General features: G+C 55.6%; 12 protein-coding genes and 2 tRNA genes. 13 read left to right on the plus strand and 1 reads right to left on the minus strand.

Annotation, left to right across the window (positions count from 1 at the left end):
• Positions 1-87 precede the first annotated feature (87 nt).
• On the plus strand, positions 88-1086 hold the full coding sequence (locus tag WEB54_RS02345; protein ID WP_368053043.1) for a branched-chain amino acid aminotransferase: 999 nt from the start codon (positions 88-90) through the stop codon (positions 1084-1086).
• Positions 1087-1195: 109 nt separating this feature from the next.
• On the opposite strand, the gene WEB54_RS02350 is transcribed toward WEB54_RS02345, so the two are convergent.
• A complete protein-coding gene (locus tag WEB54_RS02350) occupies positions 1196-1507 on the minus strand; it encodes a YhbY family RNA-binding protein (RefSeq protein ID WP_368053044.1) in 312 nt (103 codons plus the stop codon).
• Positions 1508-1903: 396 nt separating this feature from the next.
• Here WEB54_RS02350 and ftsH point away from each other — a divergent pair, with 396 nt between their 5' ends.
• From ftsH to truB, 12 genes are all read left to right on the plus strand, one after another.
• A complete protein-coding gene (ftsH, locus tag WEB54_RS02355) occupies positions 1904-3847 on the plus strand; it encodes an ATP-dependent zinc metalloprotease FtsH (RefSeq protein WP_368053045.1) in 1944 nt (647 codons plus the stop codon).
• An 81-nt stretch (positions 3848-3928) separates the two neighbouring features.
• Complete coding sequence (gene folP, locus WEB54_RS02360) at positions 3929-4783, plus strand: dihydropteroate synthase (RefSeq protein ID WP_368053046.1); 855 nt, start codon at positions 3929-3931, stop codon at positions 4781-4783.
• A 57-nt stretch (positions 4784-4840) separates the two neighbouring features.
• Positions 4841-6193: a phosphoglucosamine mutase gene (gene glmM, locus WEB54_RS02365; RefSeq protein ID WP_368053047.1), complete on the plus strand. Its 1353-nt coding sequence runs from the start codon at positions 4841-4843 to the stop codon at positions 6191-6193.
• Positions 6194-6362: 169 nt separating this feature from the next.
• The gene (gene tpiA / locus WEB54_RS02370) at positions 6363-7118 is read left to right on the plus strand and encodes a triose-phosphate isomerase (RefSeq protein WP_368053048.1); all 756 of its coding nucleotides are present in this window, start codon (positions 6363-6365) and stop codon (positions 7116-7118) included.
• Positions 7119-7122: 4 nt separating this feature from the next.
• On the plus strand, positions 7123-7464 hold the full coding sequence (gene secG / locus WEB54_RS02375; protein ID WP_368053049.1) for a preprotein translocase subunit SecG: 342 nt from the start codon (positions 7123-7125) through the stop codon (positions 7462-7464).
• 8 nt (positions 7465-7472) lie between these two features.
• Positions 7473-7559: transfer RNA gene (locus tag WEB54_RS02380), tRNA-Leu, on the plus strand.
• Positions 7560-7845: 286 nt separating this feature from the next.
• Positions 7846-7922 (plus strand) — tRNA-Met (locus WEB54_RS02385).
• Positions 7923-8351: 429 nt separating this feature from the next.
• Positions 8352-8813 (plus strand): ribosome maturation factor RimP, encoded by a 462-nt coding sequence (gene rimP / locus WEB54_RS02390; RefSeq protein WP_368053050.1) that lies wholly within the window; start codon positions 8352-8354, stop codon positions 8811-8813.
• Between the two features lie 57 nt (positions 8814-8870).
• Complete coding sequence (gene nusA / locus WEB54_RS02395) at positions 8871-10370, plus strand: transcription termination factor NusA (protein WP_368053051.1); 1500 nt, start codon at positions 8871-8873, stop codon at positions 10368-10370.
• A gap of 19 nt (positions 10371-10389) precedes the next feature.
• The gene (gene infB / locus WEB54_RS02400) at positions 10390-12978 is read left to right on the plus strand and encodes a translation initiation factor IF-2 (RefSeq protein WP_368053052.1); all 2589 of its coding nucleotides are present in this window, start codon (positions 10390-10392) and stop codon (positions 12976-12978) included.
• A gap of 281 nt (positions 12979-13259) precedes the next feature.
• Positions 13260-13688 carry a 30S ribosome-binding factor RbfA gene (gene rbfA, locus WEB54_RS02405; RefSeq protein ID WP_368053053.1) on the plus strand — a complete coding sequence of 143 codons (429 nt, stop codon included), beginning with the start codon at positions 13260-13262 and terminating at the stop codon, positions 13686-13688.
• 3 nt (positions 13689-13691) lie between these two features.
• On the plus strand, positions 13692-14618 hold the full coding sequence (truB, locus tag WEB54_RS02410; protein ID WP_368053054.1) for a tRNA pseudouridine(55) synthase TruB: 927 nt from the start codon (positions 13692-13694) through the stop codon (positions 14616-14618).
• The last annotated feature ends 77 nt before the right edge of the window (positions 14619-14695 follow it).

Here is a 14695-nt window from a genome sequence, read left to right on the forward strand (position 1 = left end):
GAGTTGGCATACAATGAAACATCGTCTGCTCCGGGTAGACGCCTCGACAACGGGCTGGTATCTGGCCCACAGCATTGGGAATTTGTAATGGCAGCATTTGGTACCGTATTCATGCCGCAGATGGCTCTGGCTCAGTTTGACAATGGCGCTTGGGGCCAGACTGAGGTTGTGTCGTCCAATTCGCTGACACTCCATCCAGGCGCACACGTGCTGCACTATTCAAGTACCTGTTTTGAAGGCCTTAAAGCGTTTCGGCACACCGATGGCTCGGTGAAGATTTTCAGAATGGACGCCAACATCGAACGCATGGCGCAAAGCAGTCAGTTGTTGAACCTCCCGGCTATCGACAAAGCCCAACTGAAGCAGATGATTATCGACATCGTTGCGCGGTTTAAAGCGGATGTGCCCGAAGCGCCGGGTTCTATGTACATTCGTCCTACACACATCGGAACGGAAGCTGCCATCGGCAAGGCTGCAGCACCCACTGAAAGTTCGATGCTATACGTCCTGTTGTCGCCGGTCGGTGACTATTTTGCCGGGGGTGGTAAGGCGCTGTCGTTGTTGCTGGAAGAAGACGGTATGCGCTGTGCGCCGCACATGGGCATGGTCAAAAGCGGTGGTAATTATGCCAGTGCGCTCGGTCCTATCCTGGCCGCGAAGTCCCGTCACGATGCCGATCAGGTTCTGTTCTGCCCGAATGGCGATGTTCAGGAAACCGGTGCCGCTAACTTCATTCTGATCGATGGCAACGAAATTATCACCAAAAGTCTGGATCGCTCTTTTCTGCATGGTATCACCCGGGATTCCATTCTAACCCTGGCCAGAGACCGTGGCATGACCGTCAGTGAGCGCAACCTCACGGTAGATGAGCTGCTTGAGCGGGCGGCCAAGCCTGGTACGGAAGCGGCTTTATCCGGTACAGCTGCGGTACTAACACCGGTCGGCACGCTTATTCGCGGTGATCAGCGCTATACAGTAGGCTCCGGTGAAGCAGGGGCTACGACGCTGGCATTGCGTAAAGCCCTTAACCAGGTGCAGTGGGGTGAGACTGACGATCCTCATGGCTGGCTAACACCGGTTAGCTAACAGTGTACAGCTGCAATCCCCAACCCACGTTGCGGTTAATCAGCGCGCCGTGGCAGGGAGCTTACCAAAGTTTTACAACCGGGTGTTGGTGATAAGCGCCATGCCTGGACTAGTTGCTGAGACGGGTCAGGTTGGAGAGTTTTGGGTTGGGCTTTTTAGCCTTGCGCAGTAGCAGGGCCACACGGCCAATTGACTGGATCAGGGTAGCGCCGGTTTGCTCGCAGGCGGCCTGGATCAGGGCATTTTTCTGATCACGGTCGGCGACATTGACCTTAATCTTGATCAATTCATGGTCATTCAGTGCCCGATCGATCTCGGCCAGCACGGTTTCCGCCAGTCCTTTCTCGGCGATGGTCACCAGCGGGTGCAGATCGTGACCTATGGTACGGTAGCGTTTTCTTTGTTCCTGACTCAAACTCATGGGTGTCTCTCAGACTCAGTTGCTTGCAAAAGACGGCATTGTACTTTAGAACACCCCGCTGAACACAGCCCATCCGGGAGTAATCGGGTAACAGCGGCTGATCAATCAGGGCGATAGCCCGGTTGTTCTTGCATTTTAGATCTTGCACCCCATTATTTCGGTGTGTGAAAAGTATGAGTTTCCCGGTAATTGAGCCTTCCGTCATAACAGGCTTGAATCGGGCATTCAACCGGTTTGTCGGGGAGTCCGCCGACCGAATTTACGCGTAAAGACGGGCATGACACCACAGCATCATGCCGGTGTTGCGCATCCGCTTCCTGCCCACCCGAGGGTGGCCGGGACGGAGACAAACGACCTATGCAGCCTGGCTGCCAACGAGGGTAAAAGTTGAACGATATGGCTAAAAATCTGGTTCTATGGCTGATTATCGCGGCAGTTCTGCTGGCCGTTTTTAACAATTTTGATACAACGGCCGCCTCTGAAGAAATGAGCTACTCCCGCTTTGTGCAGCAGGTAGAACAGGATCAGGTGCGGTCAGTGGTCTATCAGGGCCTGACCATCAAAGGGGTTCGCCGGGACGGTTCGACGTTCGAGACGGTGCGGCCACCCTATGTCGACGATTCACAGCTGATCGATAACATGATTGAGCACAACGTCGAAGTGGAGTCCAAACAACCGGAACAGCAAAGCATCTGGTCTCAGTTGCTGGTGGCTGCTTTTCCGATTCTGATCATACTCGCGGTGTTCATGTTCTTTATGCGCCAGATGCAGGGCGGTGCCGGTGGCGGTAAAGGCCCGATGAGCTTTGGCAAAAGCAAAGCCAAAATGCTCAGTGAAGATCAGGTCAAAACAACCTTTGCCGATGTAGCCGGGGTTGAAGAAGCCAAAGAAGACGTTCAGGAACTGGTTGAGTTCCTGCGTGATCCTGGTAAATACCAGCGCCTGGGCGGTCGTATTCCGCGCGGTGTGTTGATGGTCGGTTCTCCCGGTACCGGTAAAACCCTGCTGGCCAAGGCTATTGCCGGCGAAGCCAAGGTACCTTTTTTCTCGATCTCCGGTTCAGACTTCGTTGAGATGTTTGTCGGCGTGGGTGCCTCCCGGGTGCGTGACATGTTCGATCAGGCCAAAAAACAGGCCCCTTGTATTATCTTCATTGACGAAATAGATGCGGTAGGTCGTTCACGCGGCGTCGGTATTGGCGGCGGTAATGATGAACGTGAGCAAACGCTGAACCAGTTGCTGGTTGAGATGGATGGTTTTGAGGCGAACGATGGCATCATCGTTATTGCTGCAACCAACCGCCCGGATGTACTGGACCCGGCCTTGTTGCGTCCCGGTCGTTTTGACCGCCAGGTCGTAGTGGCTCTGCCCGATGTTCGCGGTCGTGAACAGATTCTGAAAGTGCACATGCGCAAGATCCCGGTGGGCGATGACGTCGATGCATCTGTGATCGCACGCGGGACCCCCGGGTTCTCCGGTGCTGACCTGGCCAACCTGGCGAACGAAGCGGCACTGTTCGCTGCTCGCTTGAGTAAGCGCACCGTGACCATGGAAGAGTTCGACCGGGCCAAAGACAAGATCATGATGGGTGCCGAGCGCAAATCCATGGTCATGTCTGAAAAAGAAAAGATCAATACGGCTTACCACGAGTCCGGTCACGCCATTATCGGGCGACTGGTGCCCGAGCATGATCCGGTTTACAAGGTCAGCATCATCCCGCGTGGTCGCGCTTTGGGTGTGACCATGTATTTGCCAGAGGAAGACCGCTATTCGATCAGCAAACGGCAACTGGAGAGTCAGATTTGTTCACTCTACGGTGGCCGTATCGCCGAAGAGATGACCAACGGTAAAGAAGGCGTTACTACCGGTGCCTCTAACGACATTGAGCGTGCCACTCAGCTGGCGCGTAACATGGTTACCAAATGGGGCCTGAGTGAACTCGGTGCCCAGCAGTTTGAAGAAGAGCAGCAAGGCTATCTGGGCAGCCAGTCATCCATGGCGCAGCTGTCATCGGAAACGGCCCGGGCGGTCGATGCCGAGATCAAAAAAATCCTGGATCGCTGCTACAAAATCGCTAACGATTTGCTTGAGGCGAACCGGGACAAGTTGGAAATGATGAAAGACGCGCTGATGCATTATGAAACCATCGACGCCGAACAGATCAATGACATCATGAACGGCAACAAACCCAGGGCGCCCAAAGGCTGGGACGACCGGGACTCTGGAGGCGGCAAGGCGCAGTCGGCGGAACCGACCGAGGCGTCTGCTGAACCGACTGATGCGTCAGCCGACAAGTCGTCTGAGCAGGCTGACCTAAACAGGGATGGCCAGACAGAGTAGTTAGAGTCACTCCAAAATATTATTAAACGGCGCTTCGGCGCCGTTTTTTTATGTAACCGGTCGTTTAAAGGAGTCTCCACTATGAATGCCACTCAACCGGATTGGTCTGGCTGGGCGTTTGGTGATCGTTTACTGGACCTCAGTGTGACACGGGTCATGGGGGTCGTGAATGTGACACCCGACAGTTTTTCGGACGGTGGCCGGTTTATCAAAGCTGATGCCGCCCTGGCGCAGGCGCGCCGTCTGGTAGCGGCTGGTGCCAGCATCCTTGATATAGGCGGTGAAAGCACGCGCCCGGGTGCATCACCGGTTAGTGTGCAGGAAGAACTGGACCGGGTTGTCCCGGTCGTTGAAGCGCTGGCTCGCGAGGCCGACGTGGTCTTGTCGGTCGATACCAGTACGCCCGCCGTGATGCGGGAAGCAGCTCGCGCCGGTGCTCATCTGGTTAACGATGTTCGTGCCTTGTCCCGCGAGGGTGCTTTGCAGGCGGCGACGGATACAGGTCTGGCGATTTGTCTTATGCATATGCAGGGCCAGCCCGGTACCATGCAAATGAGCCCCGAATACGACGATGTCGTGGCTGAAGTGGAGCGTTATCTGAGCGAACGTATATCGGCTTGTGAAGCGGCCGGCCTGCAACGTCAGCAAATTTTGGTTGACCCGGGGTTTGGTTTTGGCAAGACACTGGGCCACAATCTCAGCTTGCTGAAACACTTGGAACGGTTTAAGCAGTGGGGCTGCCCGGTTCTGGTTGGCCTGTCGCGCAAGTCAATGATTGGCGATGTGCTGGGTAAACCGGTCGATGAGAGGCTTTTTGGCAGCCTGGCAGCGGCGGTAGCGGCCGCAATGAATGGGGCATCGATCGTGCGGGTGCATGACGTGGCAGAAACCGCCGATGCGATAGCTGTGATCAATGCCCTGCATCGGGCAGCATAAGCACGATTGCGCAGCAGGCAGCCCTGGCTGACGAAATACGACAATGGAGATGAGTGAGTGACTCAGGAAAAGCAATATTTTGGCACGGATGGCATACGAGGCCGCGTGGGTAGCGGCGTTATTACTCCTGAATTTTTATTGAAGCTGGGCTGGGCCGCAGGTCAGGTGTTCGCCAAAGAGGGACGCAGCCAAATTCTGATTGGTAAGGATACCCGGATTTCGGGCTACATGTTCGAGGCGGTACTTGAAGCCGGCTTGTCAGCCGCCGGTTGCGATATTTTATTGGTCGGGCCGATGCCGACCCCTGCGGTAGCCTACCTAACCCGGGCATTTCATGCGGATGCAGGCATCGTTATTTCGGCCTCTCATAACCCCTATTACGACAACGGCATTAAGTTTTTCTCTGAAGACGGTGCCAAGCTGCCCGATGAGGTGGAGCTGGCGATTGAAGCCGAGCTTGCCAAAGACATGACCACGGCCGAGAGTCACCTGCTCGGTAAGGCGTTGCGTATCGATGATGCCGGCGGCCGCTATGTTGAATTTTGTAAAAGCACTTCCGGTTATCTGAACCTTGAGGGTCTGCATGTCGTGCTCGATTGTGCTCATGGTGCGACGTACGATGTAGCGCCCAAGGTGTTTCGTGAGCTCGGCGCAAAGGTCAGTTTGGTGGGCGCTCAGCCTGACGGTCTGAACATTAACAAGGGCGTCGGTTCGACACACCCGGCCAGTCTGCAGCGAGCCGTGCTGGAGCTGGAGGCTGATCTGGGCATCGCGTTCGACGGCGATGGCGACCGGGTGTTGATGGTCGATCATGAGGGAGAATTGGTCGATGGAGACGAGTTGCTGTTTCTGCTTGCCATCCATCTGCATAACCAGAACCGCCTGCAAGGCGGCGTTGTCGGCACACTGATGACCAATCTGGGTCTTGAAGTGGCGCTGAAAAAGGAAGGAATCGAACTGGTGCGAGCCCAGGTCGGCGATCGTTATGTAATGGAGCAACTGCATCAACGTGGCTGGGTGCTGGGCGGGGAGAACTCCGGGCACCTGGTGTGCAAGCATGTCACCACCACGGGTGATGGTATTGTCGCAGCCTTGCAGGTGCTGTGCGCTTTGAAGGCGGCTGATCAGACGCTGTCTCAGGCCAAATCCGGGATGCGCAAGTTTCCGCAAGTTATGATTAATGTCCAGATGCCGACCAAAATGGACGTTCAGGTGTTGCCCGAAGTGCAAGCCGAACTGGAGGCCCAGGCCCGTGTGTTGGGTGATTCCGGGCGTATTTTGTTGCGACCCTCGGGAACCGAACCGCTGGTTCGGATTATGGTTGAAGGCGAAGACATTGGGCAGGTAAAGCGCTGTTGCGAGCGTCTGGCCAGCGTGGTTAAGGCGGCGGTTGAGGCCTCGACGGTATGATGCACTTCTGATGCCTCGTGCATTTTAATGAAACGACCCTCGAGCGAGAGAACATGAGTGATGGTTTTTATCGGGTAAGCTATTGTTTTAGCCCCGTTTCTCCCCAATAGCCTGTTGCTCGCCCGGGGGAAAGGCAGTACACTCTGCGCCCGATTTAAGGAGGTCAGGCATGCGACGTACACTGGTAGCCGCAAACTGGAAGATGAATGGCAGCAAGGCCGCTAACGGCGCATTGTTGTCAGCATTTGTTCAGGGGATCGATACTCAGTCGGTCGATGTCGTCGTGTTTCCTCCGGCGGTTTACCTGGATCAGGTGGCATCGGCACTGGCCGATAGTGGCATTCGTTACGGTATTCAGAATGTTCACGCTGCTGAGAAAGGGGCCTTTACCGGTGAGGTTTCACTGGGGATGGTAAAGGATTTTGCCGCCGATTATGTATTGGTGGGTCACTCTGAGCGGCGCGAGTTGTTTGCTGAAAGTGACGCGGTCGTCGCCGGGAAGGTTCAGGCAGCGCTGGCAGCGGGTGTAATTCCGATGCTGTGTGTTGGCGAAACGTTGGCTGAACGGGAAGCGGACCAGACTGAAGCCGTTGTGGGCCGTCAGTTGCAGGCGGTGTTGGATGTCGTCGGTATAGACGCCTTCGCAACTCTTGTTGTTGCTTACGAGCCGGTGTGGGCTATTGGTACTGGCAAGACAGCCTCGCCCGACCAGGCCCAGGCGGTGCATGCATTTATACGTGGTTTGTTGGCGCAGGCGTCCGAGTCTGTTGCCCAGAAGTGCCGTGTGCTTTATGGAGGCAGTGTTAAGGCGTCCGGCGCACAGGAATTGTTTCAGCAACCGGATATTGACGGTGGACTGGTAGGTGGGGCTTCACTGCTTGCCGACGAGTTTGTTGGCATCTGTCAGGCTGCGAAAGGGGTTTAATCGAATGGCTATCGAAAATTTAGTGTTGGTGGTTCATGTTCTGCTGGGGCTGGGTGTTGTTGGTTTCGTACTGATCCAGCGTGGCAAGGGCGCCGATGCAGGGGCATCCTTTGGCGGTGGTGCCTCACAAACTGTATTTGGCAGTGGCGGCAGTGCGAACTTTCTGACTCGTACTACTGCGATACTGGCAACGGGTTTCTTCCTGACCAGCTTTGGCCTGGCGTACATCGCCAAGCAGAAAGCCGAAGGGTTGGATGACCTGGGGTTGGATATTCCGGCAGTCGAGCAGGTTGAAGAAGCCCCGGTCGCACCGGAGCGGAATACATCGGATATCCCGGCCGAGTAACGTTTTTTGCCGACGTGGTGGAATTGGTAGACACGCCATCTTGAGGGGGTGGTGGGCTTATGCCCGTGCTAGTTCGAGTCTAGTCGTCGGCACCACTTAAAAGGCCTGTGCGAGCAGGCCTTTTTCTTTTTGGGGGACTTTCCGGGCTTTGCCTTGAAAGTCGGGCGGGGCATCCCTATAATGCCGCCGCCTGAGGAGTGTGAATTCCTCGTGGTTTATAGTCCAAATGATTTGGGCGTAGTTATTAAAGTTTATTGCGGGGTGGAGCAGTCTGGTAGCTCGTCGGGCTCCCTGTCCTGCAAAAGCCGAAGGGAGTCACTGACCTTCGGTTTATGAGTCCGACCCGGTTGGTCTCAGTGTATGAAGGTGACATAGGTTTATTGCGGGGTGGAGCAGTCTGGTAGCTCGTCGGGCTCATAACCCGAAGGTCGTAGGTTCAAATCCTGCCCCCGCTACCATATTTAGGTGGAAGCAGCCCCTTTTAGTTAGTTTCGGGGCTGTCACCGAACAACATACACGGATGGTATGTTGTAGGGTCTGCAGACCCTCGGAAGCCAGAGGGCCTTCCGACTCATAGACTGGTCTGCGAGACCACGACTTGAAGCCCCTCCTAGCAGGGGCTTTTTGTTAGCAGACTGGTTGGTTTTGTGGGGTGTTTTCCTGCGGGAAGACCCTTCGGCGTTAACCGCAAGCGATTGCGGAACCGTTGGGATCTCAGTGAGTTATCAGTCTGGGCCTGCGGAGCCAACGGAAGGCGTTGGTTCCAAAGTTGCCCTTTTTTTGGCTCTGAAAAAGTCAGCCAAGGGTCAGACATCATCGAATACAGGCCAGTGGCGGCGCCATTGGCAGCAGGCAGGCCCGATAAACGGGCTCACAGAGGGGTTTGAATGGCAAAGGTCGACGAACTGAATGCAATGCTGGAACCGGTAATTACCGGTCTGGGTTTTGTGTTTTGGGGTCTGGAATTTTCAGCACAGGGCAAGCACAGCACCCTGCGCGTATACATTGATCACGAAGACGGGATCAATGTTGATCAGTGCGCCGAAGTCAGCCGCCAGATCAGTGCGGTGCTGGATGTTGAAGAACCCATCAGTCAGAACTACACCCTGGAGGTGTCCTCCCCGGGTATGGATCGTCCTTTGTTCAGTCTGGAGCAGTTTTCTGCGTATTTGGGTGAATGGGTTCAGGTGCGTTTGCGAGCGCCCTTCGAAGGGCGTCGTAAATTCAAGGGTGTGCTGTCCGCTATAGAGGACCAGGACATTTGCGTGACCGTTGATGGTATGGACTATTTATTGCCGATCGAAAGCATCGACAAGGCCAACCTGATACCAAATTTTAATAAGCAATAAACCGATTAACCGAAAGGAAAGCCCGGTCAACCGCCCGGCAAACAAGAGGCTGAGACGATGAGTAAAGAAATTCTCCTGGTCGTGGACGCAGTAGCGAATGAGAAAGGTGTGTCCCGAGAGGTCATCTTTGATGCCATGGAGCTGGCTCTCGCAGCCGCTGCTAAGAAGCGCTTCGATGAAGATGAAGAAGGCGAGATCGACATTCACGTCGTGATCGACCGGAAGACCGGTGAATACCAAACCTTTCGTCGCTGGACTGTGATGGGAAATGAAGGCGTTCCGACCCTGGGTTGCGAGTGGACGACTCAGGAAGCGCACGAAGTCGATAAAACCCTACAGCAGGGTGACACCTATGAAGAGGTGATCGAGAACGCAGAGTTTGGCCGCATCAGTGCCCAGGCAGCGAAGCAAATTATCGTACAGAAAGTGCGAGAAGCCGAGCGGGCCAAAATTGTTGAGCAATACCGTGAGCGGGTTGGTGAAATGGTGTTGGGCACGGTCAAAAAAGTGACTCGTGACAACATTATTGTGGACCTTGGCAACAACGCTGAAGCCGTAATGCCGCGTGAATCTGTGATCGGGCGTGAAACCTTCCGCATCGGTGACCGTGTTCGCGCCGTGTTGCAGGATATTCGCGCTGAAGGTCGCGGCCCGCAGCTCGAACTGAGCCGCGCCAGCAACGACATGCTGATCGAGTTGTTCCGCATTGAAGTACCGGAAATTCAGGAAGAAGTGATCGAAATTCGTGGCTGTGCCCGCGACCCGGGTTCACGCGCCAAGATTGCGGTAAAAACCAACGACGGTCGTATCGACCCGGTGGGTGCCTGCGTCGGTATGCGCGGTTCGCGTGTGCAGGCGGTATCGAATGAGCTGAACAATGAGCGCGTTGACATCATTTTGTGGGACGACAATCCGGCTCAACTGGTGATCAACGCCATGGCACCGGCCGAAGTAGCCTCCATCGTGATGGATGAAGACACTCATACCATGGATGTCGCGGTCGCCGCTGACAACCTGGCCATCGCCATTGGTCGCAGTGGTCAGAACGTGCGGCTTGCCAGTGAATTGACTGGCTGGGTGATCAATGTGATGACCGAGGAAGAAGCCGACGAGAAACAGGAAGAGGAAGCCGGTCGCCTGGTTACCTATTTTGAAGAGAAGCTGGATGTCGATGAAGACATTGCTGCCATTTTGGCGGAAGAAGGCTTCACCACACTGGAAGAGGTCGCTTACGTACCTCTAGAGGAAATGCTTGGCATTGAAGGGTTCGACGAAAACATCGTGACCGAACTGCGTCAGCGTGCAAAAGACATGTTACTGACGCTGGAATTGGCGAGTGAAGAGCAACTGGATTCCGCAACACCCAGTGGCGACTTGCTTGGTCTGGACGGTATGGATGAACACCTGGCCCGCCTGTTGGCGAGCAAAGGCATCGTCACGATGGAAGATCTAGCGGAACAGAGTATCGATGACCTGATGGACATCGATGATATGGACGAGGAACGGGCTGGCCAATTGATTATGGCGGCACGGGCACCTTGGTTTGAGAATGAGTAATCACGGGTAGGAGGAATCCATGGCAGAAGTCACCGTTAAACAACTGGCGGAAAGCGTTGGTACACCCGTTGATCGTTTATTGAAACAAATGAGCGATGCTGGTCTACCGCAAAAGTCTGAAGGCGAAGCGGTTAATGATGACCAGAAGCAGACACTGTTGACGTATTTGAAAACAAGTCACGGTGAAGACAGCGGAGCCCCCAAAAAGATCACGTTGAAGCGCAAGGTCACCACCACTTTGAAAACCAGTGGTGGCGGTCGTGGCAAGACGGTCAATATCGAAGTGCGCAAGAAGCGGACTTACATGAAGCGCGATGCCGTTGAAGGCAGCAGCGATGCAGCACCGACTGAAGCGGCGGCCCCCGTGGCCAGTGCCGATACGTCGGCCAGTCGTCGTGCTGAAGAAGACGCCAGGCTGGAAGCAGCTCGTGCGCGTGCAGCCGAAGAAAAAACGCGTGAAGAAGCTGCAAAGCGCGACGCTGAAAAGACACGTACTTCGAAGGTACAGCCGAAGAAGGTTGAGGAAGAAGTTGATCCGCAACTGGCGGTAGCGGATGCCGAAGCCAAGATGGCCAAGGAAGATCGCACCACCGACAAGAAAAAGCACAAGACGGCCGAGCGCCCGATGCGGGTAGACGATGGCCCGGCTGCCGACAGCCGTAAAGCTGGCCATAAAAAGGGCGGCAAAAAGGCGGAAGTGGCACAGCGGGTTGGCACCGGCCGTGGCGGCAACAAGCATCAGCAGATGCTGTCGGCGCTGGACGATGGCGATGGCATGGGCCGTCGTCGTCGCGCCAAGCGCGGTGGTAACAAGAAGCGTGATCACCAGTTTGAGCGTCCGACCGCACCGGTTGTGCGTGAAGTGCAACTGGGTGAAGCCATTACCGTGGCGGAACTGGCCAGCCAGATGTCGGTCAAGGCCGCTGAAGTGGTCAAGATCCTGTTCAAGATGGGCGTGATGGTAACGGTTAACCAGGCCATTGATCAGGATACCGCCATTCTGGTGATCGAAGAAATGGGTCACAAGTACACCGTGGTGAATGAAAACGCCATGGAAGACGATGTGATGGAAGTGACTTACAGTGGTGACGTTGCGCCTCGGGCACCGGTGGTCACTGTTATGGGTCACGTCGACCATGGTAAAACCAGTCTGCTCGACCATATTCGTCGCACCCGCGTTGCGGCCGGCGAATCCGGTGGTATTACCCAGCACATCGGGGCGTACCACGTCGAGACAGAGAAAGGCATGGTCACCTTCCTGGATACACCGGGACACGCGGCCTTTACCGCTATGCGTGCTCGTGGTGCCAAGGCAACGGACGTTGTTATCCTGGTAGTGGCTGCGGACGATGGTGTTATGCCGCAAACCGAAGAAGCCGTTCAGCATGCCCGTGCCGCTGGCGTTCCGCTGATCGTTGCCATCAACAAGATGGACAAAGAGTCGGCGGACCCGGACCGGGTGATTAACGAGCTGTCGCAGCGCAACGTTATCCCTGAATCCTGGGGTGGCGATACGCAGTTTGTTCAAGTCTCGGCGCATACCGGTCAGGGCATTGATGAGCTGCTCGACGCGGTTCTGTTGCAGGCCGAAGTGCTCGAGCTGAAGGCACACCACGAAGGCCCCGGTAAGGGCACTGTGGTTGAATCGAGCCTCGACAAAGGCCGTGGCGCCGTCGCTACTGTGTTGGTTCAGTCCGGTCGTCTGAAGAAGGGCGATGTGGTTCTGGCGGGTACTTTCTACGGTAAGGTTCGTGCCCTGCTGGACGAAACTGGCAAGCAGATCGACGAAGCCGGCCCGTCCATTCCGGTCGAGATTCTTGGCCTGAACGGTACGCCTGACGCCGGTGACGAGTTTGTAGTATCTGAAAGCGAACGGTCGGCCCGTGAAGTGGCTGAAATGCGCTCCATGCGTACCAAGGAGTCGGCACATGCCCAGCAGCAGGCTGCGAAGCTCGATGCTCTGTTCCAGGGTATGGGCTCCGAAGACAAGAAAGTGCTGAACGTGGTGCTGAAGACCGACGTGCGCGGTTCACTGGAAGCGTTGATCGCTTCACTGCAGAAGTTGGGCAATGAAGAGGTCAAGGTGAACGTGATTGCCAGCGGTGTAGGCGCGATTTCCGAGTCCGATGCGAACCTGGCGATTACGTCGCAGGCGGTCGTCTTCGGTTTCAACGTTCGTGCCACCGGTAAAGCCCGGACGGTCATCGAACAAGCCGGTCTGGATCTGCGTTATTACAACGTCATCTATAACCTGATCGACGATGTCAAAGCCGCACTTAACGGTCTGTTGTCGCCCGATCTGCGTGAAGAGATTGTCGGCCTTGCCGAAGTACGTGATGTCTTCAACTCGCCCAAGTTTGGGCAGGTGGCCGGTTGTATGGTCATCGAAGGCAGCATGCACCGCAGCAAGCGCATTCGTGTACTGCGTGAAGAAGTGGTCATCTATGAAGGCGAGCTGGAATCTCTGCGCCGCTTTAAAGACGATGTCCAGGAAGTTCGCCAGGGCATGGAATGTGGTATTGGCGTCAAGAACTACAATGACGTTAAAGCCGGTGACAAGATCGAAGTCTTTGATGTTAAGGAATTTGCGCGCACCATCGACGATTGATGCATCGCAGCTTCCAGACAACCCCGGCATGTCCGGGGTTGCTTGTTTTATAACTCAAGTTTCGGAGTTCGGCAGGCTAAGTGGTACTGGCCCGCACCGGCTACCTGGGGCACCTCTGTGGGGTCGGCGTAAATCCGTCCATGGAGCCTAGGCCGCAGCATCCCTGCTGCGGACTACCCCACAGAGGCACCCCAGGTAGCCGCCGCTTATCTATCCAGCGAACTCCGAAACTTGAGTTATAAACCTTGAATTATTTCTCCTATTCGCAAGAGGGCCACATCATGGCCAAAGAAAACAGTCGTATCCGGCGCATTGCCGACCAGATGCAGCGTGACCTGTCGGTGATTATCCAGCAGGAAGTGAAGGATCCGCGCCTTGGCATGGTGACCCTGAACGACGTTAGGGTCAGCAAGGATCTGTCCTACGCCGACATCTATTTTACCTGCATGGTGTTCGGTGAAAGCGCCGAGGCCGATATTGAACGCAGTGAACAGGAGGCCGTTCTGAACAAGGCCTCCGGCTTTTTACGGACAATACTGGCGCGTGAACTCAAGCTGCGGGTCATGCCGTTGCTGCGCTTTCACTACGACCCGACGCTGGAGTCAGGTGCGCGTCTGTCTGGCTTGATCAACGAAGCTGTGCGCCAGGACAAAGCCAGAAACGCCGAAGACGCTTCAGACGACAATTCCTCAGACGAAGACCCGTCCTGATTCATGGCACGTCGCAGAAAAGGACGCGCCATCGACGGCGTTATCTTGCTGGACAAACCATCAGACTGGTCCTCAAACGGTGTGCTGCAAAAGGTGCGCTGGTTGTTTCAGGCGCAAAAAGCCGGTCACACCGGTGCACTGGACCCGCTGGCAACTGGCCTGTTGCCCCTCTGCCTGGGCGAAGCGACCAAATTTACCCGTTTTTTACTGGAAGCGGATAAAGCCTATCGCGCCGTCGCCAAGCTGGGCGAACGCACCAATACTCTGGATGCCGAAGGCGTTATTACTGAAACACGGCCCGTTCCCGAACTCGATACAGCTGAGCTAGAGGCGCTGTTGGCAGAGCGCTTTACCGGCGATATTGAACAGATTCCCCCGATGTACTCGGCGCTGAAGCGTGACGGCAAAAAGCTGTATGAACTGGCCCGCGAAGGCAAGCACATAGAGCTTGAGCCCCGGCCGGTGACCATTTTTAGCCTGACCTTGGTCAGCCTGAAGGATGATGAGCTGATATTGGATGTGCACTGCTCTAAAGGCACTTACATCCGAACTCTGGTCGATGACATTGGCCAGGCCCTCGGCTGTGGCGCGCACATCACCGCGCTGCGACGTACAAAGCACGGGCAGTTCTCTCTGGACAACGCCGTGACGCTGGATGCGCTAATCAGCGAACAGGAAGCAAACGGCCCCGAAGCCCTCGACCGTCACCTGTACAGCCTTGACGACCTGCTCGTTGATCTGCCTATCGTAACCCTTAGCGAAGGCCAGACGCGGCGCTTCAGCCACGGTAACCCGGTCAGCGACTGTCTTGATCTTCAACCTGGTCAATATCGGGTCAAAGACGATGACAGTGGTCGATTTCTTGGGGTGGGTGAAGTGGTTGCTGATTGTCTACTGAAGCCGCTACGGCTAGTTGCCAGTGAGGCGTGAAGAAATAGGTTGTAGGGGGCTGCCACAACTGACGAGCTGGGGCTGCCGGTAGTGGGTCTGTGGGGTAGTCCGCAGCA

This window comes from Saccharospirillum sp. (assembly GCF_040881935.1).
Lineage (GTDB): Bacteria > Pseudomonadota > Gammaproteobacteria > Pseudomonadales > Natronospirillaceae > Saccharospirillum.

Bases quoted from the DNA above. Each gene is read 5' to 3' on its own strand.
- rimP (WP_368053050.1), top strand. From the start codon at position 8,352: ATGGCAAAGGTCGACGAACTGAATGCAATGCTGGAACCGGTAATTACC.
- tpiA (WP_368053048.1), top strand. From the start codon at position 6,363: ATGCGACGTACACTGGTAGCCGCAAACTGGAAGATGAATGGCAGCAAG.
- ftsH (WP_368053045.1), top strand. From the start codon at position 1,904: ATGGCTAAAAATCTGGTTCTATGGCTGATTATCGCGGCAGTTCTGCTG.
- rbfA (WP_368053053.1), top strand. From the start codon at position 13,260: ATGGCCAAAGAAAACAGTCGTATCCGGCGCATTGCCGACCAGATGCAG.
- folP (WP_368053046.1), top strand. From the start codon at position 3,929: ATGAATGCCACTCAACCGGATTGGTCTGGCTGGGCGTTTGGTGATCGT.
- secG (WP_368053049.1), top strand. From the start codon at position 7,123: ATGGCTATCGAAAATTTAGTGTTGGTGGTTCATGTTCTGCTGGGGCTG.
- WEB54_RS02350 (WP_368053044.1), bottom strand. From the start codon at position 1,507: ATGAGTTTGAGTCAGGAACAAAGAAAACGCTACCGTACCATAGGTCAC.
- WEB54_RS02345 (WP_368053043.1), top strand. From the start codon at position 88: ATGGCAGCATTTGGTACCGTATTCATGCCGCAGATGGCTCTGGCTCAG.
- truB (WP_368053054.1), top strand. From the start codon at position 13,692: ATGGCACGTCGCAGAAAAGGACGCGCCATCGACGGCGTTATCTTGCTG.
- nusA (WP_368053051.1), top strand. From the start codon at position 8,871: ATGAGTAAAGAAATTCTCCTGGTCGTGGACGCAGTAGCGAATGAGAAA.
- infB (WP_368053052.1), top strand. From the start codon at position 10,390: ATGGCAGAAGTCACCGTTAAACAACTGGCGGAAAGCGTTGGTACACCC.